Raw genomic sequence first — 21,235 nt, 5'->3', positions numbered from 1 at the left:
ATTTTATAGGTGTTTTACTAAAAAGAACATTTTTAATCTAAGATCTCATGAAAAAAGTACTCTCAATATTGTTGTTATCATTTTTAATGATAGGCTGTAAAACGACAGCAAATAAAGAAACTGCAGGAACAGATTCAACAAGTTCGACAGAAGAAGATTTAAAATATTATTTTAAAGGAACAGGAAACGAACCGTTTTGGGGAATCAAAATGGGGAATGACGAAATTGTCTTTACATCATTAATACCAGGAAAAGAAAAAATAACTTTTCCTGCCGTTGATGCGATTAAAGCTATGGATGCCAATGTGAAAATGTATAAAGTAAGTAATGAAACGACTTCGGCAACAATTACAATCCAACAGCTGGATTGTCAGGATTCAATGTCTGGTGCAATTTCACCTTACAGCGTAAAAGTTGAAATTAAAAACAATTCTGAATTAGAAGCAAAAAAACTAAGCGGATGCGGAAAATATCTTACTGATTACCGACTTCATGATATTTGGGTTTTGGAAGAATTGAATGGATATAAAGTCTTTGCCACTGATTTTCAAAAGGAAATGCCTCGAATTGAAATTAATTCAACTGAAAATAGATTTTCTGGCTATGGCGGCTGTAATGCCATTAGTGGTTCTATTTTTTATGAAAAGGATTTGCTGAGATTTACCAAAGTAATATCGACTCTAATGGCTTGCCCACAAGGAAATAAAGAAGGTGAATTTACAAAAGCATTGCAAAGCACAACAACTTATTCTATTGGAAATAATCAATTGACTTTGTCTAATCCTTCTGGGAAACTTTTGGTTTTTAAGAAGGTGGATTAGTTTTATAAGGGCTTCGACTTCGCTCAGCCTGACATTTCGTTTGTCTTCCTGAGCGAAGTCGAAGGATTTATTCTAGTTCCTTAGTTTCTTCCTCTTCGTCATTACCTTCAATAAAATCCAATTCTAAGGCTCTTACACTCTGAACTGCATTTCCGGCAATACCGCGAATCGAACCGTACATTCCTAAAGTATTGTGAACTACTTTTTCGATTTGTTTTTCTCGCTGTTTCCAGATTCTCTGCATGGCTCTTTTTTCAGAATCGAGATCACTTTGCATTTGCGTAAAACCTTCTACAATTCCTTCAATCTGTAAACGGAATTCGTTGCTGGTCAGGAAATCATACAACATTGACATTTTATCGCCTTTGTTTTCCTGAGCCTGAACAGCTTGATTTATTTGAATCAAGGACTGACGTAAAACAGCACTTAAACCTTTAAATTCTTCGTAGGTACAAATCCAGATACCGTCGCGCATGCCCATTCGTTCCATTCCGTTTGGCATTACTTCGGTAACCAGAACTCCAATGTTGGCTCGTTTGGTTCTGATATCGTTTTTGAATTTCTCAATCCACGAAGGCTGAAAAGCTTTTGTTCTTTTACTTTCGTAATAAATAGAACCGCAATTTTGGTGTTCGCGAGTGTTGACTATTTGAAGGCAATCAGCGCCGTTTGCCCCTTTTTTAACTTCGTCAATGCTGTCAAGAGGGAAATTGTTTGCCAGCCATTCTTCGATAGCTAATTCCATTACTTCACCTTGCAATTGCATAGAACCTTGTTCCTGCTTGCGTTTCATTTCTTCGGTTAATTTTTTCTGTTCTTCTAATTGCTTTTGAAGTTCTTTAAATTTTAACTCGTTTTTATCGTCTTCCTGCTTTCTGATTTTTTCGCGTTCCAAAGCCAATTGTGTGTTCAATTGTTTTTCGGCTTCGGCCTGAATAGCATCTTTCATTTCCAGTTTTTCGCGTTGTAATTTGGCGATTTCACCTTCCATTTTATTTAATTCCCTGATTTTTTCCGATTTTTCAGAGAGTTCTTTTTCCATCAATAACAAACGATCTTTGTTTTCTTCTTCGAGCTTGGCTTTTAGTTTTTCAGAGATTTCTTTTTCAGCCGTTTTTTTCTCGCGCTCTAAGCGTTCTGCAAAAAGTTCATTTTCTTGTTTCTTTTTCGCTTCAAATTCGGCTTTGGCTTTGTCCAATTGTTCGTTTTTAAGCTCTAATTCACGATTTTGAATAGTCGCTTTTTGCTGGAATTCTTTACGGATGCTGTCTTCCAACTGATGTTTTAATACATCATTGACATCGATAGGAGTTCCGCAGTTTGGACACTGAATTGAAGATTGCTCAGCCATTTTTATTGAAATTTTTATTGTAGAATTATAATTTGCTAAGGTATTTAAAAGTTCTCTTTTTATAATGTGGATTGCTGTACTAAATTGTAACGATTTTTTGTTATAGCCACGAAGGCGTTAAGACAGAATGTTTTTTTATGATTTAATCTCGCAAAGTCGCAGAGGCGCAAAGTTTTTTTTGCCACAGATTAAGGGATTAAAAGGATTATTGAATTGCCTCCAGCTTTAGCTGGAGGTATAAAAGTTAAATTAGTAAAGGCTTTAGCCAAATCCGTAGTTATTTGGCTAAAGCCTTTTAAACGTAGTTATTTTCTCATCCAGCTAAAGCTGGACGCAACTTATAAATAAAAACTTTGCGACTTCGCGTCTTTGCGAGATTAAAAAATCAAAACTTATCGAGAATTATTCTTCATCAACAAAAAATCAACAGCAGATTTCGTGATTTCAGATTCATCTTCTTTGGATGTGATAATCGAAACATCTGTTTTTAAATTAACCTTTTTCAGTTCAATAAAACCAATTTCTGGATCCTGATTGTTTTTGGCAACGTTTGAAGGAACAATCGAAATTCCTAATCCGTTTTTGACTAATTGTACGATGGAATTGATGTTATTGGCTTCGTGAATAATCTGCGGAGTAAAGCCATAAAAAGCACAAAGCTCTAATAAAACTTCGTGATAATGAGGTGCATAATCTTTGTTGAAGAAAACAAATGTTTCGTCTTTTAGGTTTGCAATTTCATTTTCTGATTTTATCTGAACGGATTTTTTGTTGTAAACCAATGAAAAACCATCTTTAAACCACAGATGTGATTTTATTTTTGGTGACTGAATTGGTGATCGAATAATTCCCATTTCGATTTTTCCTTGTTCTAAAGCATCGATTTGTTTGGTGGTTGAAATTTCAAAAAGTTTAAAATTTACGTACGGAAACTGTGATTTGAGGTGTTTGATTAAATCTGAAATAATAGAAGAATATATAGAGCTTATATAAGCGATTCTAAATTCACCCGAAACATTTTCTGCAATCTTTTTTGTTTTAATAGAAATACGTTCCAGATTCTGAAAAAGTTCTATTACTTCTTTTTCGAAATATTTCCCGGCTTCGGTCAATTCTACCTTTTTATTGTTTCTTATGAAAAGTTTTGCCTGAAGTTCGTCTTCCAATTCAGCAATCTGCCGACTCAACGGAGGCTGTGAGATAAACAGTTTTTCTGATGCTTTGGTAAAGTTTAGTTCTTCGGCTACAGCCATAAAATATTTTAGGTGACGTAATTCCATGATACTTTTAAAGTATTATTAATTGATAAAAATAGTATTTTTAAAGTATTTAAGAAAAGAATAGTTTTGAAAAATCAAAAAATAAGTCTCTCGCAGATATAGCAGATTATTAATTTAGATAAAATCATCTAAACCATAATATTTCCAATCAATAATAGCAAAAAGATTCGCGAAATCTGCGAGAGATTAAAAAAACAAAAGACCATGAAAAAATCAACTATTGAAGAAATCAAGGAAAGATTTGATAATGATGTCGAACGATTTTCAAATTTAGAAACAGGGCAAGTAGCCACAATCGATGCAACTATTTCTTTGGAATTAATAACCGAAGCTTCAAAACGTATTGTTCCGAATGCTGCAACTGTGCTGGATGTAGGCTGTGGAGCTGGAAATTACACTTTAAAAATGTTGTCTAAAGTGCCAGATTTAAACTGCACTTTGGTCGATTTGAGTTTACCGATGTTAAATCGCGCTTTTGAAAGAGTTGCAGCTGAAACCAATGGAAAAGTAGTAATAAAACAAGGTGATATTCGCGAAATAGATTTAGAGGAAAATAGTTTTGATATTATTTTGGCTGGTGCAGTTTTGCATCATTTGAGAGACGATCAGGATTGGGAAACTACTTTTGCAAAATTGTTCAAATTATTGAAACCCGGAGGTTGTTTGATGATTTCTGATTTAATCACGCAAGACACAGAATTATTGAATAATTATACCTGGCAGCGTTATGGTGAATATTTGGAAGGAATAGGAGGAGCAGAGTATCGCCAGAAGGTTTTGGATTATATCGAAAAAGAGGATTCTCCAAGATCGATGAATTACCAATTGGATTTGATGAAAAAAGTTGGTTTTTCAAAAGTCGAAATATTGCATAAAAATATGTGTTTCGGAGCTTTTGGAGGAATAAAGTAGTTTTTTGTTAGCCATGATTCACGAATTTATTTAAAAATGTCTGCGTATAGATTTAAAAAAATAAATTCGTGATTCGTGGCTATACAACTATGGATTAACCGGCATTAGATATTTGTTTCGAAGATCGAAAACTAATTCTGACGGACCGTTTTTTTGGAGGTAATCTAATTTTTCTACGGCTTCTTCCATGGTTGGAATATGTCCTTTAGGAATCCACCAAATAGCCGTATGCGCTTTACCGAATTTTTGGAACCATTCTTTTCGGCGTCTTAAAAAGTCACTGTGAAAAGTTTTGTACATATAATGTTCTAAAGTTTCGATACTTTCCCAAACCGATACATTAATAATAATTTGTTCGTCATTGTACGGATTCAGGCTTGTAGCGTTGTAACTATCAGTGTCATCTTTTAGTCTCCAGACAAAACCTTCACTTTCTTCGGCTAAAGTATTTACAGTGTCTAAATTGTCTACGAATTCTTTCATTATGGGGTCGTTGATGTTTACCCCTTTCATTTTTGCAATATTAATTTCGGCAAGATGATAATGACTCATATTTTTTATGTTTCTGAATGCGAGGCAATTTAGCTTTTTTCTGAATAATTATTTTGTATAATTACGTTATATCTGTAACATTTTTTAGTTACAAATTCTCGAATTACCAATGCAGAAAGGAATTCAGAACTTTGAAAAGATTATAGAATTTGTGCCGTTTTATAAACCTGAACGGGAGCTGATAGTAAAGCTTCGCTTTTTGTAATGAAATCGACTAAATACGACTGATTGTTGTGTAAATCAAGTCCGATTTGATCTTTCCATTCTTCCCAAATAATAAACACATTCTCTGTAGTGTGAAGATCGTAGCGAATGCATGCTTCTTCTTTTCTGGTTTCTGTAACCAGATGTGTAATCATATTTTGAACTTCTATAAGATTTTCTTTTTTACTTTTAATGATTGCGGTGATTGAGATCATAATTATAAAGTTTTAAAGGTTTCTTCTAAATGTTTGGTGTACTGTTCTTTAAAGATAACAATATTTTCTGGTGTTGCACCTTTTTCAACATCATGAAAATGAAATCCGTTTATGCGTTCCATTCCGGTAAATTTGTTCATTTTGTGGAAACCAAACATTACGCCGTCATCAACAGAAGTTTCTTCAAAGAATTCCCCCGGAAGTGTAAATGCTGTTGCAGGTGCATTCCAGCTTGTAGTAAGCATGTATTTGCGTCCGTGTAAAAGTCCGCCGGTTCCGTAATTGATGTCTGGGTTTACACGGCTTCTTCCGTCGCTTTTGTAGATTCCGTTGTTGTGTCCTTGCGTGAAAACATCATCGATATATTTTTTGAAAAGATTAGGAATTTGAAACCACCAAACGGGTGTGTGATAGATAATTAAATCTGCCCAAACGAATTTTTCTACTTCTTTTTGAAGATCTATTTCGTCTTCAATGTGAGTTGTTTTTATTTCGTAATTATTGTTTTTAGAAAGAAATTCAACTGTCCAATCCTGAACGGTTTTATTGAATTGTCCTCCTGAATGCGCGAATTTTTGTCCGCCGTTAATTATAAATATCTTTTTCATTTTTATTGTTGTTTCTTTTGAAAATGGACGCGTGAGGGTAAGCCCGACCCAGAAGGGCACGCCCAAATTCTAATTATTTAATTTTTGAGATTTTTTTTAAACACATAGAAACATAGAATTTTCTTTCTGGAAAAGAGAATGGAAAGAAACTAGTTTCTAACACATAGTTCACAAAATTTGTCATTCCTCGGAATGATAAGATTACGTTGACTATGTTTATTAATGCAAGTGAAACGCCTTTATAGACAAAGTATAACTATGTTTCTATGTGTTTAAAATATTATTTTATTTTAGCAATTGCATGATTAATAAACTCCAATTCTGAAGCTGATAAATCGAAATCCATTGTTTTGGCGTTTGAAATAGCTTGTTCTGCGTTTCTGGCACCTGCTAGAACAATTGAAATTCCTTTTTGTAAAGTTGTCCAGCGTAAAACCAATTGTGAAATTGAAATGTGTTTTGAATGCGCTAAAGAGCTTAATTCTTCGATTAAGGTTTTTACCTGCTGCAAATCGAATTTTCCGAAATAACCGTTTCTATGGTCGTTTTCTTTTAATTTGCTGTCTGTGAAATATTTTCCAGTCAATAAACCTCTTTCCATTGGGCTGTAAGCAATGATTCCAATGTTTTCTGCAACTGTAAACGGAATTAAATCTGCTTCGATTCCGCGATTCAGCATACTGTAAGCTACTTGGTTTGAAGCTATTTGAACTGTTTTTTGTGCTTCCTGAATTTGTGCAATATTATAATTACTTACTCCGAATGCTCTAATTTTTCCTTGCTGAATTAAAGTTTCAACAGCTTCCATTGTTTCAGAAATTGGAGTTGTTGAATCTGGCCAGTGAATTTGCAGTAAATCGATATAATCGGTTTGAAGGCGTTTTAAACTTTCTTCGATTTCTTTAATTACGTTTGCTTTTGATGAGTATTTGTAAATTGGAACTTTTTTACCGTTATCGTCTGCTTCGAAAAAGAAATCGCCTTTTCCGTTGTTGCTGCCGTCCCAAACCAAACCAAATTTGGTAAGTAATTGAATTTTAGAACGATCATAAGGTTTTATAGCTTCACCGATCATTTCTTCACTTAAACCAAATCCGTAAAAAGGAGCAGTGTCGATTGTGGTAACGCCGTGATCGATAGAAGCTTGAACAGATTCTATTGAGTCTTTCTTTTCTGTTCCGCCCCACATGGTTCCGCCAATAGCAAATGCACCGTATGTAATTGCTGATAATTCAAGTTCTGAGTTTCCTAGTTTTCTATATTCCATGATTGTGATTTTTTGTGTTTAAAATTGATGAGGCAAAATTATACTGTTTTTATGATTCTTATTTGGTATATATTTGTCTTTTTTAGGTATATTTGCATCTTCAAATAAATGGAATTATGAAAAAAGAAAACTTATATGAACCTTTTACGGTTTCTTTTGAAACGCTGGATGAATATCCGGATGTTGGAGATCGTCATAATTTTTTTGAACTGGTTTACATTTTGGAAGGTACAGGAAGACAGTGTATTAATAAGAATATATTTGAGTATGATCCAGGGCATTTGTTTTTATTGACGCCTGAGGATTGTCATAATTTTACAATTGAAACCAAAACGAAATTTTTCTTTTTGAGGTTTAATGATATTTATTTGAAAAATTCGAGTCTGCAGAATGAAAATATTCAGCGATTAGAATATATACTTCAAAACGCCAATCATCAGCCGGGCTGTATTCTTAAAAATGATCCTGATAAGTGTCTGGTAAAAGTAATGATTGAAGCAATCTGCCGAGAACATCAGGATAAAGATGTTTACAATCAGGAATTGATTCAGCAGTTGGTTAATACACTGATTATTATTGTGGCGAGAAATATCGCGAAATACTTGCCTGAACAAGTAACCATAAATACTGAGGCTAAAGCGATGGATATTCTACAATATATTCAGAACAATATCTATTATCCTGAAAAAATCAAAGCGGAATCTATTAGTGATTATTTTGGGATTTCGAATACGTATTTAGGACGTTATTTTAAGAAACACGCCAGCGAAACGATGCAACAGTATATTAGCAACTACAAAACGAAACTGATTGAACATCGTTTGCAATTTAGCGAGAAACGTATTAACGAAATTGCTTATGAATTTGGTTTTACGGATGAAAGCCATTTCAATAAGTTTTTTAGAAAGCAAAAAGGCTATAGTCCGTCTGAGTTTAGAAAGACGATTCGATTGAGTGCTTAGTTTTTTTTGCCACAGATTAAGAGGATTTTAAAAGATTTTCTTTAAAATTGAATAATTTCTCTCGTAGATTTTGCATATTTATTTCAAAAAATCCGTTTAAATCCGAGTTTTCGCAAAGCGAATCTGTTTTATCTGTGTGTTTTAATTTTCTTTACCAATAATAAAATCAAAATGCTCGTTTTTACCAGCTTTTAAATTGTTGATTTCGTTCTGGATTAATTCTTCTAATGAATCTGCCACAATGATGCGCGACCAGGATTCGTTTTGAAGTTCGATGATTTGGCCGAATTTTCCTTTTGAAGCTGGATCTGTATCGTACAATAAGTAATCACCATTTCTTCCTGTAGCAAACGGAATCCATTTTGGGTTAGTGTAATTATTAGTGTTGATTTTTTCGAAATCTAGTTCCTGTTCTGGTAAATCGTCTTCGTCAAATTGTAAATCTTGTATCGAATTCCATTCTTCTGCAATGTCCTGAAACGGAATTAAATCATAACTCCAGTTATTTATTCCAAACTGAAAAGCAGCAGTTACAGGATCGTAATCTACATTTTGAACCTTGTAAAAATTAATTAAGGCCGGCGGTATTTTAATATCATCTTCAAGTTCGATATGTTCCTGAATATCTTCTGTAGAAATGCCTTCTGTTAAATTGTAATAGGCATTGCTGCTTGAAACAATTTTATTTATTTCTGAAATCCATTCCTGCCATAAAGGTTTGAATGCTTTGAATTCAGGATCAAGAGGCGCTGAGATTTTCTTTTCTTTTTCTTCGTAAGGAGAAATGCTGAGACTTGTAATTTTGCCATCTTCTTTATCAAACCAAATACTGATTCCGTTAAGGATAAAAGCGCCGCTTCTGTCTCCTTTAAAGAGTTTTACAAGCTGATTTTTGTTGTTTTCGTAGTATTGGAATAATTCTTGACCATCAAATATAAATTCGCCGGTAAAGATGCTTTTTGCGCAATAATCATATTTTTTAACCTCAAATTCAATTGCTAGACTTTCTGCTTGTTTGCCTTCTTTAGAAAAAGCCATAATGCCTAGATCGTCCCAGGTATAAATATGATTGTATTGTTTTTTGATATATCGGCAGTCACCCAAAGCTTTTTTTAAAACATCTATAGCAGCTGGAAGTTGAACAATTGTATCGTTTATTCTGAAATCTGTTTTAGATAATGAAAACTTTGCCAAGGTATATTACTTTAGAGTTAATGAAAAGGCTTATATGATTTTTTTGATAACACGCAGTTTGTGAGTGTGTTTTTTTAGTTCAGGATTGTAAATTCCTAAATGATCCAAGCGGTCAATGCGGACTTTTCCACTTGCGTGAATGATGTAATTGTTTTCCATAATGATGCCGACATGAATGATATTGCCTTCGTCGTTATCAAAAAAGGCTAAATCGCCAACTTCACTTTCTTCGATAAAACTTAAAGCTTCGCCTTCAAGTGCCTGCTGAGAAGCATCACGATGAATTTTATAGCCATTCAATTTATAAACCATTTGGGTAAAGCCTGAACAATCAATGCCAAAAGGAGTTTTTCCGCCCCATAAATAGGGAGCATTCAAATACATAAAAGCAGTTTTGATTAATGCACTTTTAGGTTTTACGCCGCTGGTTTTGGTTCCTTCAAAATCAAAATTTGAAGTATTGATTTCGTTATTGTTTAAAAAAGATAAAGAAGCTCCAAGCGGAATTGGAAGCAATAGATTGTTTGGTGCAGTGATGTAGTCAATTAAATCAGCATTTAGAATAATGGCTTCTTTGCTCAACAAATCGAACTGCTCTTTTGAAATTACCTGATATTGCTTAGAATCTACCCAGCCTTCGTAATCATCATATTGAATTCTGATTCGCGCCCATTGATTATGACGTTCTAAAATTTCGATATGCTCGCCAAACAAGAGCTGTGTAACAATTTCACTTCTGTCGCTGGCTTCAGCTCGAACGGGTACTATGGCTAGATTACAAATTCCAAACATTTAAGGGAAAGTATTAGTTGAAAATCAGGAGTTATACATATAACTCCTGATTTTTTATGATATTGTTTTAAGCTCTTTCGATAACAATTGCCGATGCGCCACCGCCGCCGTTGCAAATTGCAGCAGCTCCGGTTTTTGCATTGTTTTGTTCTAAAACATTTAGTAAAGTTACAATAATACGTGCTCCGGATGCTCCAAGCGGATGTCCTAATGAAACAGCACCACCGTTTACGTTTACTTTATCGTTATCAAGGTTTAATATTTTTGCATTGGCTAATCCAACTACAGAGAAAGCTTCGTTGAATTCGAAATAATCAACATCTGAGATTGAAATTCCTGCTTTGTTTAAAGCTTTTGGTAATGCTTTTGCCGGACTTGTTGTAAACCATTTTGGTTCTTGTGCAGCATCTGCGTAGCCTTTTATGTAAGCTAAAGGTTTTAAACCTAATGCATTTGCTTTTTCTTCAGACATTAAAACTAAAGCAGCTGCTCCGTCGTTGATTGTTGAAGCATTTGCAGCAGTTACAGTTCCGTCTTTTGTGAAAACTGGGGCTAAAGATGGAATTTTATCTAATTTTACATTAGTATATTCTTCATCTTTTGAAAATATAATGGGTTCACCGCGTCTCTGAGGTACTTCAACAGGTACAACTTCATTGTCGAATTTTCCGGCATCCCAGGCTTTTGCACTTCTTTCATACGATTGAATTGCGAATGCATCTTGCTTTTCACGGCTGATTTTGTATTCAGATGCACATAAATCAGCGCAAACTCCCATTGCGTTGTTGTCGTAAGCATCTGTTAAACCGTCTTTCTGCATTCCGTCAAGCATAGTTGCAGGACCAAATTTGTTTCCGGCACGCATTTGTATGTAATGAGGAATCAAGCTCATGCTTTCCATTCCGCCCGCAACTACAATTTCAGCGTCACCGCATGCGATTGCCTGAGCAGCAAACATTACAGCTTTCATTCCGGATGCACATACTTTGTTTACTGTTGTGGCAGCAACTTCTTCAGATAATCCGGCAAATAATGCAGCCTGACGCGCTGGCGCTTGTCCAACTCCGGCCTGAATTACATTCCCCATGAAAACTTCATCGACTAATTTTGGGTCAAGATTAATTTTTGAAAGCGCTCCTTTTATGGCAGCAGCTCCTAATTTTGGTGCAGGTACACTAGATAACCCGCCCATGAAACTTCCGATAGGTGTTCTAACGGCAGAAACGATAACAACTCTTTTGTTCATTTTCTGTTTAATAATAGTTAGTAAGCAAATTTACTGTTTATTTGAATAAATTCAAATTTTGTATTGAATAGGTGAATTTTAAATTTAAGGTGAAATTTTTGTTAATTCTATTCGTTTGATTGTGAAGAGGTTTTGAAAAAAGATGAAAAAAAACTAAAAAAACTCAAAAAAAAGCTTGTGAGAAAAGGAATGTTGTTATACATTTGCACTCGCAAAACGGAAGCAATTCCACTAGCAAGGAGAGGTGCCAGAGCGGTAATGGAGCAGATTGCTAATCTGTCGACGGGTAACCGTCGCCAGGGTTCGAGTCCCTGTCTCTCCGCTTAAATTTTGCCTCGGGGTGTAGCGTAGCCCGGTTATCGCGCCTGCTTTGGGAGCAGGAGGCCGCAGGTTCGAATCCTGCCACCCCGACACTTTGAAATATTGGTCGCATAGCTCAGCTGGATAGAGCACCTGCCTTCTAAGCAGGCGGTCGAAGGTTCGAATCCTTCTGCGATCACAAGAAGCCACTCAATCGAGTGGCTTTTTTGTTTTTAAAAAGAAATAAAAAGACAGTTTTAAATTACATATTGATTGATTTATTAGATTTGTAGTGCGCACCGTAAAACTTTTTGTTATGCCGCTAATCGAACAGTCAGAATATACTTTCCCTTCTATTATTCATCGCAACAGGCATGTCTCAACTATTTATGCCGCTTTGTTTAAAAAATTTGAAGTTCCGGAATATACAAGAGAGAAACATGAACTCAATGATGGAGATTTTATCAACATTGATTTTGTTTTAAACGATTCGAAAAAAGCAGTTATTTTATGTCATGGTCTAGAAGGAGATTCCCGTAGAACTTATAATAACAGCTGCGCAGCTTATTTTCTACAGAAAGAGTTTTCTGTTTTTGCCTGGAACAACCGCACTTGTGGAGGAGAAATGAACCGCCTGCCAAGACTTTATCATCATGGTGCAGTTGATGATTTAGACGAAGTGGTTCAGTTTGTTTTGAGAAAAGGTTTTGATGATGTTTATTTGATTGGTTATTCAATGGGAGGTGTTCAGCTTTTAAATTATTTTGGCTGGACTAAAATTGATAAGCGTATAAAAGCAGGAGTTTCTATTTCTGTGCCTACACATATTGCAACAAGTGCTGCAGTACTCAAACAAGGTTTTAACAGGGTATATTTAAAGAATTTTACGATTGATATAAAAAGAAAACTAAAATATAAAGCAGCTCAGTTTCCGGATTTTATAAATCGAGATCAAATTGACAAAATTTCATCTTTTGACGAAGTTGATCATTACTTTACAGCACCTCTGCATGGTTTTGCAAGTCGTGAGGATTACTACCAGCGTGTTTCTCCCGAATTTTCTCTTAAAAACATTACCACTCCGGTTTTAATTATTAATTCTCTTGATGATCCTTTTTTAGGCGAAAGATGTTATCCAAGGGCTATTGCACAAGACAGTGAATATGTTTATCTTGAAACTCCAAAATATGGCGGACATTGTGCTTTTCCGCTTCGTGATTCTATGTATTCTTATGCAGAGAAAAGAGCCTATGACTTTTTTGAATCTCGTGAAAAAAATGCTCAGATTATCAAAGCTTAGCAATAATTATTTCAACTGTTTTTTAAACAGCAGTTTTTTAATATATAATTATTAAAGTATAGCAGTAATAGATAAATTTTGCAGAAGTTTTATCTAAATAGAAGTCTATATTTGCAGACTTAAATTTTTCTCTTTGTAGATACTACTTTAATAATTTGATAATGCATCCTAAAAATAAATCAATTTATACTCTTCAATTCATTTTGCTTTGCATGAGTTCTCTTTTGTTCTCGTCGAGTTTTAATATGATTATTCCGGAGCTTCCGAGTTATTTAAGCAGTTTGGGCGGGGCAGAATATAAAGGATTTATTATTTCGCTTTTTACACTAACAGCTGCTATATCAAGACCTTTTAGCGGTAAGCTTACAGATAAATGGGGGCGTGTTCCTGTAATGGCTGTTGGATCTGTTGTATGTTTGATTTGTGGTTTTTTGTATCCAATACTAAGTTCAGTTTCGGGATTTTTGTTTTTGCGTTTGGTTCATGGTTTTTCAACTGGATTTAAACCAACAGCAACTTCTGCTTATGTTGCAGATATTATTCCGCAGGAACGCTGGGGCGAAGCTTTAGGAATGCATGGTTTGTGTTTTAGTATTGGCGGAGCTTTAGGGCCTGCGCTGGGCGGAATGGTTGTAAATGCGTATGGAATTGATGTAATGTTTTACAGTTCTTCGTTTCTTGCTTTTTTGTCTATCGTTATTGTAATGAATATGAAAGAAACTTTAGCCGCAAAAGAAAAACTTCATAAATCGATGTTTTATATTGGAAGAAAAGATATTATTGATATTGGAGCGCTTCCTGCCGGAGTTATTACTTTTTTTTCTTATACGGCTTATGGTCTAATACTTACTTTAATTCCGGATTGGAGCGAACATCTGGGGGCAGAAAATAAAGGAGTATTTTTTACGGCGTTTACGATTGCTTCTGTTTTAGTACGATTTGGTGCTGGAAAAGTTTCTGACAGACACGGACGTACAAATGTTATACTCGCAGGATTAATTGTTACTTCTATTGCATTATTTGTAATTAGTACCGGAAATAGTATTACAGTACTTTTAACAGGAGCCGCTATTTACGGAATGGGTACAGGTATATTATCACCGGCAATTAATGCATGGACTATCGATTTGAGTAATCCGCAGCACCGTGGAAAAGCCATAGCCACAATGTATATTTCTATGGAGTTAGGAATTGGTTTGGGTGCTTTACTTGGAGGAAGTTACTATAGCGATCAAATATCCCGTATTCCTCAAATAATGAAAGTAGATATTCTGGTCTTGTTTATGGGAGTTCTGTATCTTTTATACTGGAAAAGAAAATCTGCCAATAAAAAGATACAGAACAATTAAAAACAGGATTTTCTGTTATTTTGCTAATTCTAAATGCAGAATAGGGTAAGGTTTTCCGCAGCCGTCAACATCAGAAGTAGATTTTAATTCGAAACCGAAATGGTTATAAAATGCTGCAGCTTGCGTATTGTCTTTGTTTACATCGACTTTTGTAACGCCTAAATTTTCGATTGCATGCAGCAGAAGTTTTTTTCCAATACCATTACCAATTTCATCTGCTGTTACAAAAAGCATTTCTAAACTTTCTTCGTGAGTGCCAATAAAACCAATAATTGTATGATTTTCGTTTTTTATGCAATGCAATGAAACACTTTTAAAATAAGTTGGAATAAGTTCTTTGTAAAAGTTGAAATCTTCGAGTGTCAAAAAGTGGTGTGTTGCTTTAACCGAAGATTCCCAAACCGAAATCAGATCATTGTATTCTTTTTCGTTAACCTTTTGGATCATTTTTCTTTTTTGTTTGTTTAAATTCTCTGCGAATATAAGGTTTCATGAATAAATAGATATTCTGAAAATAGATAAAACGGCGAACTTATTTTTTATTTGAAGCCCATAAAATTGCATTTTTAAAAAGAGCAGTGTAGGCTTTATTATCAAATAAATTGGGAGAATGTCCCATAAAAATATAAACATTTCGGGATGTAAAATGCTCATTTGTCCAAACAACAGGGTGATCTCCCATTTTTATTTTTGAATCCGGCTGATAAGTCGACTCATCTACAGAAGCTAAAACGTGAACAATTTTGCGCGGACTTTTGTCATAAGTGTACCATTCTTCTTTTTGTACCAGAAAATCAGCGGGAACTCCTTTCATTACAGGATGCACTTTATCTTCAACAATAACTTTTGCACTGGCAAAATCAGGTATATAGTTAACGAATCTAATACCGCCCATTAAATCAGAGAACCAATTCCAGATAGGATAACCATCAAATTCTCCTAATAAAGTTGCATGATGCAGACCTATCCAGCCTCCTTTGCCGTCATTCATATATTTTTGAAAAGCTTTCATAGATTCTTCACTCCATGTGTAAGGCGGATAATCGAGTTGTATAAAAAGACGGTATTGGTTTAAAAGAGATTCATTAATTGTCTTTGTATTTTCAATATAATCTATTGTAAAATTGTTTTCGGCCGCCAGTTTGTTCAACCAGGGTTTTGCTGCTTTAGAAAAAGCCAGATGATGTCCGCCGTTTTCATATAAAACTAAAACTTTAAATTTTGTTTTTTTCGATGCCTGACTGAAACAATTTTCGTGAAGAAAAAAACTTATGATAAATAATGCAATTGCCGTAATTGATTTTTTCATTTCGCTGCCCAAAAGATGAATGTTTAATTTCAAATTTACAATATGCTTTTCACTTTTCAATCATTAATATAGTGTCTTAATAAAGTAGTATTAAGTACAGAGTTTAAAATTTTCTTTGCAAAAATGAAATAAGCAGAAGTTTTTAAATTCATAAAAATACCGTATATTAGTATAAAAGCTTAAGAAAAGCCCTGAATTTAAATTATAAAAATGTACTTAAAATATATACTAGCATGCGTTGTTTTGTTAACAATTAAAGCAAATTCACAAATTGTAGAAGATAAAAAAAATTTCCGTGCAGCAGATTCGCTGCTCAAAGAACATAGTTTTTCTGTCCATAAGGATAATTATTTTTTAACCGGAATTCCTCTAGATGAAGATATTACGCGTAACACAGCCGATGTCAAATATCAGGTTAGTTTTAAACTCCGATTAAACTCAAAACCTTTGTGGGGCGGTTTTTTCCCTTATTTAATGTATACTCAAAAGGCTTTTTGGGATATTTATGCAAATTCAAAACCCTTTTCAGAAATTAACTTTAATCCCGGAGTAGCAATTGTTCGTCCGTTTTATTTAAAAGGAGGAAGGCTGACCTATGGAACCATTTCATTAGAACATGAATCAAACGGAAGAGATTCTATTTACTCCAGAACCTGGAATATGCTTGCTTTTTCGTTAAAATCTCAGGTTTCGCCGCGATGGACTGTTGGACTTAGAGGATGGATTCCGCTTGTTGACAAAGAAGACAATCCCGGACTTACAAAATATGTAGGCTACGGCGAAGCAAGCGCAACTTACCAGATACAACCCGGAAGATGGAGTGCAGATGTTCTTTTTAGAAAAGGAAGCGGTCTTATCAATTACGGTTCTTTACAAACACAATTAAACTGGAGACCTTATAAAGATGAAAATTATTATCTCACCTTGCAATGGTTTGTGGGATATACCGAAAGTTTAATTGACTATCAGGAACACAAAAGCATGATACGTCTTGGGTTTACTATAAAACCAGAAAATATGGGAATTTTTTAAACGGGTTATCAGCCAGCATTTAAAATTTGTTCAATAATTATTTTTTGAATTTCTTCTGGTTTTTCGGTTAAAACAGAATGTCCGGCATCTTCAAATAGAAATATTTTTTTCTTAGGTGCTTTCAGGCTTTCAAAATATTTCTCGGCAATAGTAAAATTGGTCTGAAGATCTTTTTTCCCAATAAAGAAATAAATAGGACATTTAACAGAAGGCAGTTCTTTAAAGAGATTCTGCTTTATAGCTTTATTCCATGTTGGCATCCATGTGTCGGACCAGGCTTTAAGATATTGTTTTACTGCAGTTGTATCTTTATCAGGAAAAGGCTGTCCGTCATAATTAAACATCCACTTTCGTGAATAATAGATTTGGTTGGAGTTTTCAAAAGGAATTTTAACAGTATTTAATTCTTTTTGTGCGGTTGTATTTCCTTTTTCTTTTGCATCGGCTTTGAGTTTGTCCAGCAGTATCGTCTCGCTTTTTGACTGATCAATTACCGGGCTGAATGCAATATATGCATTTAACAATTCAGGATGTTTTTCGGCCATATAAAACCCTAAAACAGTTCCCCAGGATTCGCCCACAAGATAGATTTTCTTTTTATTGAATTTTTTTAAAAGAAGCTTTACCAATTCATAAGTATCATTTTCCATCAATTCGAGAGTGATTGGAACCAACGATTTGTTTAAAGCCAGAGTTTTTCCGGCATCTCTTTGATCCCATTGCACAACTAAAAAATGATCTTGAAGTTTATTGCTGAATTTTTCTGCCTGATTCATTCTGGAACTGCCCGGACCTCCATGTAAAAAAAGAATAAGAGGGGCGTTTTGGTTTCCTTTATAAGAAATAATCTGTTTTATTTTACCAACAAATAAAGTGTCGTAATTAGTTTGGATTTGTGCAGATAGACTGCTAAGGAATACTACAATAAGAATCAGAGTAAAATGTATTTTATTTTTCATCTTTTATGCAATTAATTATGAGATCAGATTAGATTTTTAAATATTTATTTATAAAATTAACTTGATGATTATAAGTGCTTAAAGATAAAATAAAATGTTTATTATGAGGTTAATTTAATGTAGATAATAAATCTTGTCTGGTTCCTTTTTTCAAATCGATAACATCAAATCTTTTGGTTGATGAAAATGAACCAATATCGCTGTCGCTGTTAATTAAAACAGCTCCAACCAGAATAATATATTTACAATTGTATTTTGTAGCTTCAATAAGCTGCTGAATTCTTCTGTCAATAGATTCGTAGATTATTTCTGTTGCTTCAAAAAGCGGAATATCGGCTTTTAGTATTCTATCTTTTTGATTGTAAAGAATTTGTTCAATCGTATTCATTTGATAATCTATTTCGGTAATATGTCCCGGCTTAATAGCATTATCTAATAATTTATGCAAAGCTCCATGTGCGGCTCCGCAGCAGCTTGACGGTTTATGCTGTCCAAAACGATTAATTTCGCCAATAGTTCCTTCTTTAGAAATTCCAATGTGCGGTCCATAATAAATAAAAACGGCTCCGTCATCTGGAACGTGGCTGGCAAAAGCCTGCATGCCTGTTAGTCCTGTAAAAGGAAAACCGTCTAAACCTCCCATTTTAAAAGGACCCAGAAATTCATTTGCTCTTACGGGATATTGAATACTGTTTACATCATCACTGCAAATACTGTCTGCAAACATAATTTCGGCCGGTTCCAGATCGAGTTTTTCTTCTATAAAATCGATAATTTTATTTATAAAATCAATTGTTGTGAGTGCATTAGGATAGTGTTTTCTAATGATTTCTAATTTCTCTCTTTTTTTCATTTTTAGAAATTTTGAAGTTTCTGAGATCGCAGATTAAGTATTTTTCCAGAGTTTTAGGTCAAGTAAAGTTATGAAATTTAGATTGCTTACTACTGTTTTTTTGTTTTTAGTAAATCCTTTATGTCATTCTTAAAAATGCTTTCTTGAAAATGGTTTTTATGTAATGATTTGAAATCATGTGTTTTAACTTTTTTTTATTAAATTTGATAGTACAATTTCTAGCAATACCAATTATGGAAAAATTAAAACGCCCGGTTTATCTTAAAGCTGGTTCTGATGATTTTTTTAAAAAGATGCGCACAGAAGTGAACGAAACTGTTTTACAAAACTCATCATTATACCATTTTAATGTAATAAAGTCTTTAGGTCTTTTGGTTCTGTTTTTTTTATTTTATAGCTGTATTTTATTTTTTGGCAGCAATACATCCTTACTTTTTCTTTTTTATATTTTGTGTGGTTTTACCATGATTGTCCTTTTCATAAATGCCTTTCATGATGCTGCTCACGGAGCTTTGTTTAAAAAAACAAAACACAATGAATGGTTCTTGTATGTTCTGGAACTTTTTGGCAGCAATCACTGGCTTTGGATGCGCCGGCATATCAATCTCCATCATGCTTATCCCAATGTGCCAGATTGGGATATCGACATTAAACAAAGTGACATTATCAGGATTTTTCCAAACAGTCCGTTATTCGAATACCATAAATATCAGCATATTTATATGTGGTTTATTTATCCGCTTTACAGCTTAAACTGGATTTATATACGTGATTTTAAAGATTTTTTCGGCACTAAAAATAACTATGTAAAAAAAGTCGTTGAAGTAATTCCGAGAAAGCAGATTTTTATACTCTTTGCGGCAAAAATCATCAATCTGTTTTATATACTTTTTATTCCAATGCTGGTTTTAAATCAGCCTTGGTATTTGGTTTTGGCAGGCTGGTTTGCCATGCACTTATTTGGAAGTGTTTTGGGAGTCGTTGCTCTAGTTTCTACACATGTTGATGAAGATGCACATTTCCCTGTAACTGACGAAGACGGAAATCTTTCGGCTACCTGGGCAGTTCACCAAATGATTGTTACCAAAGATTTTAGCACCAACAGTAAACTGGCTAATTTTTTATACGGCGGTTTTACACATCATGTAGCACACCACCTTTTTCCGGGAGTCGGTCATACTTATTATCCTTATATAACACCTATTATAATGCGTTATGCAAAAGAATACGATCTTCCGTACACTTCATATCCTTTTTACCATGCAGTGCGTTCGCATTTTAGAATGCTGAAAAGCAAAGGCGTAAAAGAAAATATTTTAATGACGGGTGAGATTTAAGGTTCGAATCCCTCCATGGTCACAACATAAAAAAGCGATTTCATTTGAAACCGCTTTTTTTATATTTTAATATTCTAAGTTTTATTTACCTCTTTGAAACAGTAACGAAGAAAATGTTTTAACTCCGCTTCTAATGCATTCTTCATCAACTTCAAAATTGGGAGCGTGATTCATGGCTATATTTCCTTTTTCAAAATTAGAACCTCCAAGAAGGAAATACACTCCTGGGACTTTTTGCTGAAAATAAGCGAAGTCATCATTAAAATAAGGAATTTGTCCGTAGTCAGCAGTGACAAATCCTTTTCCGTAAATATTCTCCAGTGTATTTACAGAATTGCGTGTTAAATCTGGATGGTTTAAAACGGTTGGATTTTCTTTTATAAACGAAACAGAAAGCAGCTGCGAACCAAAATTATTGTCTTTAATTACCTGTTCAACAGCAGGAATAATATTTTTTACTCTGGAAGCATCGGTTTCATAGATTTCTGCATTTATACGGAATGTGTCGTTTTTAGAATAACTTCTAAAATTTTCATCGGCAATTAAGTAATCTTTGAATATGGTGTTTGGATTTCTTAATCCAATTTTAGGATCTAAAATAGATTGAATTTCCCACGGTTTACTGCCATTAATAGTTCTGACTAATGATTTACGGATTTTGGCAGACAGATCTTTTACTTCCTCCTTTGATAATACATTTTTAAACTGTATTCCTATTTCTTTTTGGTAGGCATACATTTCATTTGGTTTTACCATTATCTGTCCGGCAGGCAAAGCTGTTACATGAAGGGCATAAATTTCATCGAGTTTAAATTGTGCGAATTTTTTATTTTCAACAATCGCTTTTGCTCCTTTAAAGGTTTCTTCTTCGGGCTGAAAAATAAAATAAACCGTGCCTTGAAGTGATTTTTTGTGTTTTGCTAAAACTTCTGCAATCCCTAATGCAACTGCCAAGTGTACGTCATGTCCACAGCCATGCTGAACACCTTTTACTTTAGATTTAAAATCAGATTTATCAGGAAAATCGTTTGGCAGAGCATCCATATCAGTTCTCCATGCTATATTTTTTCCCTTTTTATCACCTTTTAAAATACCTAAAAGTCCGTAGCCGTAAATATCAGTTTCGACTTGAAGACCTAAATCCAGTAAATGTTGTTTGACAACTTCCTGAGTTCTTTTTTCTTTGCCGGCCAGTTCAGGGTTTTCATGAAAATCTCTTCTAATCTGAACAAGTTTGTCAAAGATTTTATCAGTTTCAAGCTTAATCGATTCCTGAATATTAATGTTGCTTTTTGCTTTTTGCCCGTAAAGAATTTGCTGTGTAGAAAATATCAGAATAAGTAATGCCAATAGGATTTGTTTCATTTTATGGTTTGTTAAAATGGGAGTTAA

At 34.2% G+C, this 21,235-nt stretch carries 21 protein-coding genes and 3 tRNA genes; 10 read left to right on the top strand and 14 right to left on the bottom strand.

Annotated elements, in window-relative coordinates; genetic code table 11:
* The first annotated feature begins 47 nt into the window (after positions 1–47).
* A complete protein-coding gene (locus tag FJOH_RS23885; RefSeq protein ID WP_012026588.1) occupies positions 48–821 on the top strand; it encodes an META domain-containing protein in 774 nt (257 codons plus the stop codon).
* A gap of 67 nt (positions 822–888) precedes the next feature.
* On the opposite strand, the gene FJOH_RS23880 is transcribed toward FJOH_RS23885, so the two are convergent.
* Positions 889–2,172, bottom strand: a complete 1,284-nt coding sequence (locus FJOH_RS23880) for a DUF2130 domain-containing protein (protein WP_012026587.1) — start codon at positions 2,170–2,172, stop codon at positions 889–891.
* 392 nt (positions 2,173–2,564) lie between these two features.
* The gene (locus FJOH_RS23875; RefSeq protein ID WP_012026586.1) at positions 2,565–3,452 is read right to left on the bottom strand and encodes a LysR family transcriptional regulator; all 888 of its coding nucleotides are present in this window, start codon (positions 3,450–3,452) and stop codon (positions 2,565–2,567) included.
* 204 nt (positions 3,453–3,656) lie between these two features.
* On the opposite strand from FJOH_RS23875, the gene FJOH_RS23870 reads away from it, so the two are divergent.
* The gene (locus FJOH_RS23870; RefSeq protein ID WP_012026585.1) at positions 3,657–4,364 is read left to right on the top strand and encodes a class I SAM-dependent methyltransferase; all 708 of its coding nucleotides are present in this window, start codon (positions 3,657–3,659) and stop codon (positions 4,362–4,364) included.
* An 87-nt stretch (positions 4,365–4,451) separates the two neighbouring features.
* On the opposite strand, the gene FJOH_RS23865 is transcribed toward FJOH_RS23870, so the two are convergent.
* The 4 genes from FJOH_RS23865 to FJOH_RS23850 all read right to left on the bottom strand — a co-directional run bounded on the left by FJOH_RS23865 (position 4,452) and on the right by FJOH_RS23850 (position 7,210).
* Positions 4,452–4,916, bottom strand: a complete 465-nt coding sequence (locus FJOH_RS23865) for a DUF3291 domain-containing protein (protein ID WP_012026584.1) — start codon at positions 4,914–4,916, stop codon at positions 4,452–4,454.
* 140 nt (positions 4,917–5,056) lie between these two features.
* Positions 5,057–5,335: a putative quinol monooxygenase gene (locus tag FJOH_RS23860; protein WP_012026583.1), complete on the bottom strand. Its 279-nt coding sequence runs from the start codon at positions 5,333–5,335 to the stop codon at positions 5,057–5,059.
* Between the two features lie 2 nt (positions 5,336–5,337).
* Entirely contained in the window at positions 5,338–5,943 is a 606-nt protein-coding gene (locus tag FJOH_RS23855; protein ID WP_012026582.1) for an NAD(P)H-dependent oxidoreductase, read from the bottom strand.
* Positions 5,944–6,223: 280 nt separating this feature from the next.
* Positions 6,224–7,210: an aldo/keto reductase gene (locus FJOH_RS23850; protein WP_012026581.1), complete on the bottom strand. Its 987-nt coding sequence runs from the start codon at positions 7,208–7,210 to the stop codon at positions 6,224–6,226.
* Between the two features lie 116 nt (positions 7,211–7,326).
* Here FJOH_RS23850 and FJOH_RS23845 point away from each other — a divergent pair, with 116 nt between their 5' ends.
* Positions 7,327–8,172, top strand: a complete 846-nt coding sequence (locus FJOH_RS23845) for an AraC family transcriptional regulator (RefSeq protein WP_012026580.1) — start codon at positions 7,327–7,329, stop codon at positions 8,170–8,172.
* A 141-nt stretch (positions 8,173–8,313) separates the two neighbouring features.
* On the opposite strand, the gene FJOH_RS23840 is transcribed toward FJOH_RS23845, so the two are convergent.
* The 3 genes from FJOH_RS23840 to FJOH_RS23830 all read right to left on the bottom strand — a co-directional run bounded on the left by FJOH_RS23840 (position 8,314) and on the right by FJOH_RS23830 (position 11,404).
* The gene (locus FJOH_RS23840) at positions 8,314–9,366 is read right to left on the bottom strand and encodes an SMI1/KNR4 family protein (protein WP_012026579.1); all 1,053 of its coding nucleotides are present in this window, start codon (positions 9,364–9,366) and stop codon (positions 8,314–8,316) included.
* 30 nt (positions 9,367–9,396) lie between these two features.
* Positions 9,397–10,158 (bottom strand): C40 family peptidase, encoded by a 762-nt coding sequence (locus tag FJOH_RS23835; RefSeq protein ID WP_012026578.1) that lies wholly within the window; start codon positions 10,156–10,158, stop codon positions 9,397–9,399.
* 67 nt (positions 10,159–10,225) lie between these two features.
* Positions 10,226–11,404 (bottom strand): acetyl-CoA C-acyltransferase, encoded by a 1,179-nt coding sequence (locus FJOH_RS23830; protein WP_012026577.1) that lies wholly within the window; start codon positions 11,402–11,404, stop codon positions 10,226–10,228.
* Between the two features lie 238 nt (positions 11,405–11,642).
* On the opposite strand from FJOH_RS23830, the gene FJOH_RS23825 reads away from it, so the two are divergent.
* The 5 genes from FJOH_RS23825 (at position 11,643) to FJOH_RS23805 (ending at position 14,353) form a co-directional block, all read left to right on the top strand.
* Positions 11,643–11,726: transfer RNA gene (locus FJOH_RS23825), tRNA-Ser, on the top strand.
* A 14-nt stretch (positions 11,727–11,740) separates the two neighbouring features.
* A tRNA-Pro gene (locus tag FJOH_RS23820) sits at positions 11,741–11,815 on the top strand.
* Between the two features lie 14 nt (positions 11,816–11,829).
* A tRNA-Arg gene (locus FJOH_RS23815) sits at positions 11,830–11,903 on the top strand.
* Positions 11,904–12,020: 117 nt separating this feature from the next.
* Positions 12,021–13,004: a YheT family hydrolase gene (locus FJOH_RS23810; RefSeq protein ID WP_012026576.1), complete on the top strand. Its 984-nt coding sequence runs from the start codon at positions 12,021–12,023 to the stop codon at positions 13,002–13,004.
* 161 nt (positions 13,005–13,165) lie between these two features.
* A complete protein-coding gene (locus tag FJOH_RS23805) occupies positions 13,166–14,353 on the top strand; it encodes an MFS transporter (protein ID WP_012026575.1) in 1,188 nt (395 codons plus the stop codon).
* A 15-nt stretch (positions 14,354–14,368) separates the two neighbouring features.
* On the opposite strand, the gene FJOH_RS23800 is transcribed toward FJOH_RS23805, so the two are convergent.
* Entirely contained in the window at positions 14,369–14,800 is a 432-nt protein-coding gene (locus FJOH_RS23800; protein WP_012026574.1) for a GNAT family N-acetyltransferase, read from the bottom strand.
* Positions 14,801–14,885: 85 nt separating this feature from the next.
* Positions 14,886–15,662 (bottom strand): ThuA domain-containing protein, encoded by a 777-nt coding sequence (locus FJOH_RS23795; RefSeq protein ID WP_012026573.1) that lies wholly within the window; start codon positions 15,660–15,662, stop codon positions 14,886–14,888.
* A gap of 210 nt (positions 15,663–15,872) precedes the next feature.
* On the opposite strand from FJOH_RS23795, the gene FJOH_RS23790 reads away from it, so the two are divergent.
* Positions 15,873–16,694 carry a phospholipase A gene (locus FJOH_RS23790; RefSeq protein WP_012026572.1) on the top strand — a complete coding sequence of 274 codons (822 nt, stop codon included), beginning with the start codon at positions 15,873–15,875 and terminating at the stop codon, positions 16,692–16,694.
* Between the two features lie 8 nt (positions 16,695–16,702).
* Here FJOH_RS23790 and FJOH_RS23785 read toward each other — a convergent pair whose 3' ends face one another.
* Both FJOH_RS23785 and FJOH_RS23780 read right to left on the bottom strand, forming a co-directional pair.
* Positions 16,703–17,653 (bottom strand): alpha/beta fold hydrolase, encoded by a 951-nt coding sequence (locus tag FJOH_RS23785; RefSeq protein WP_012026571.1) that lies wholly within the window; start codon positions 17,651–17,653, stop codon positions 16,703–16,705.
* A 109-nt stretch (positions 17,654–17,762) separates the two neighbouring features.
* Entirely contained in the window at positions 17,763–18,506 is a 744-nt protein-coding gene (locus FJOH_RS23780) for a hypothetical protein (protein ID WP_012026570.1), read from the bottom strand.
* Positions 18,507–18,739: 233 nt separating this feature from the next.
* On the opposite strand from FJOH_RS23780, the gene FJOH_RS23775 reads away from it, so the two are divergent.
* On the top strand, positions 18,740–19,843 hold the full coding sequence (locus FJOH_RS23775; protein ID WP_044048071.1) for a fatty acid desaturase family protein: 1,104 nt from the start codon (positions 18,740–18,742) through the stop codon (positions 19,841–19,843).
* Positions 19,844–19,924: 81 nt separating this feature from the next.
* Here FJOH_RS23775 and FJOH_RS23770 read toward each other — a convergent pair whose 3' ends face one another.
* A complete protein-coding gene (locus FJOH_RS23770) occupies positions 19,925–21,208 on the bottom strand; it encodes a M20 metallopeptidase family protein (RefSeq protein WP_012026568.1) in 1,284 nt (427 codons plus the stop codon).
* Positions 21,209–21,235: the final 27 nt, after the last annotated feature.

The organism is Flavobacterium johnsoniae UW101 (genome assembly GCF_000016645.1).
Taxonomy (GTDB): Bacteria; Bacteroidota; Bacteroidia; order Flavobacteriales; family Flavobacteriaceae; genus Flavobacterium; species Flavobacterium johnsoniae.
The sequence above is the reverse complement of the archived record's forward strand: the minus strand, read 5'-3'. Positions and strand labels throughout refer to the sequence as shown.

What these genes read in the sequence shown, in the direction of transcription:
- FJOH_RS23790 (WP_012026572.1), top strand. Translation starts at nt 15,873, where the DNA reads ATGTACTTAAAATATATACTAGCATGCGTTGTTTTGTTAACAATTAAA.
- FJOH_RS23800 (WP_012026574.1), bottom strand. Translation starts at nt 14,800, where the DNA reads ATGATCCAAAAGGTTAACGAAAAAGAATACAATGATCTGATTTCGGTT.
- FJOH_RS23865 (WP_012026584.1), bottom strand. Translation starts at nt 4,916, where the DNA reads ATGAGTCATTATCATCTTGCCGAAATTAATATTGCAAAAATGAAAGGG.
- FJOH_RS23785 (WP_012026571.1), bottom strand. Translation starts at nt 17,653, where the DNA reads ATGAAAAATAAAATACATTTTACTCTGATTCTTATTGTAGTATTCCTT.
- FJOH_RS23850 (WP_012026581.1), bottom strand. Translation starts at nt 7,210, where the DNA reads ATGGAATATAGAAAACTAGGAAACTCAGAACTTGAATTATCAGCAATT.
- FJOH_RS23780 (WP_012026570.1), bottom strand. Translation starts at nt 18,506, where the DNA reads ATGAAAAAAAGAGAGAAATTAGAAATCATTAGAAAACACTATCCTAAT.
- FJOH_RS23845 (WP_012026580.1), top strand. Translation starts at nt 7,327, where the DNA reads ATGAAAAAAGAAAACTTATATGAACCTTTTACGGTTTCTTTTGAAACG.
- FJOH_RS23810 (WP_012026576.1), top strand. Translation starts at nt 12,021, where the DNA reads ATGCCGCTAATCGAACAGTCAGAATATACTTTCCCTTCTATTATTCAT.
- FJOH_RS23775 (WP_044048071.1), top strand. Translation starts at nt 18,740, where the DNA reads ATGGAAAAATTAAAACGCCCGGTTTATCTTAAAGCTGGTTCTGATGAT.
- FJOH_RS23870 (WP_012026585.1), top strand. Translation starts at nt 3,657, where the DNA reads ATGAAAAAATCAACTATTGAAGAAATCAAGGAAAGATTTGATAATGAT.
- FJOH_RS23880 (WP_012026587.1), bottom strand. Translation starts at nt 2,172, where the DNA reads ATGGCTGAGCAATCTTCAATTCAGTGTCCAAACTGCGGAACTCCTATC.
- FJOH_RS23860 (WP_012026583.1), bottom strand. Translation starts at nt 5,335, where the DNA reads ATGATCTCAATCACCGCAATCATTAAAAGTAAAAAAGAAAATCTTATA.
- FJOH_RS23855 (WP_012026582.1), bottom strand. Translation starts at nt 5,943, where the DNA reads ATGAAAAAGATATTTATAATTAACGGCGGACAAAAATTCGCGCATTCA.
- FJOH_RS23805 (WP_012026575.1), top strand. Translation starts at nt 13,166, where the DNA reads ATGCATCCTAAAAATAAATCAATTTATACTCTTCAATTCATTTTGCTT.
- FJOH_RS23835 (WP_012026578.1), bottom strand. Translation starts at nt 10,158, where the DNA reads ATGTTTGGAATTTGTAATCTAGCCATAGTACCCGTTCGAGCTGAAGCC.
- FJOH_RS23875 (WP_012026586.1), bottom strand. Translation starts at nt 3,452, where the DNA reads ATGGAATTACGTCACCTAAAATATTTTATGGCTGTAGCCGAAGAACTA.
- FJOH_RS23830 (WP_012026577.1), bottom strand. Translation starts at nt 11,404, where the DNA reads ATGAACAAAAGAGTTGTTATCGTTTCTGCCGTTAGAACACCTATCGGA.
- FJOH_RS23885 (WP_012026588.1), top strand. Translation starts at nt 48, where the DNA reads ATGAAAAAAGTACTCTCAATATTGTTGTTATCATTTTTAATGATAGGC.
- FJOH_RS23770 (WP_012026568.1), bottom strand. Translation starts at nt 21,208, where the DNA reads ATGAAACAAATCCTATTGGCATTACTTATTCTGATATTTTCTACACAG.
- FJOH_RS23795 (WP_012026573.1), bottom strand. Translation starts at nt 15,662, where the DNA reads ATGAAAAAATCAATTACGGCAATTGCATTATTTATCATAAGTTTTTTT.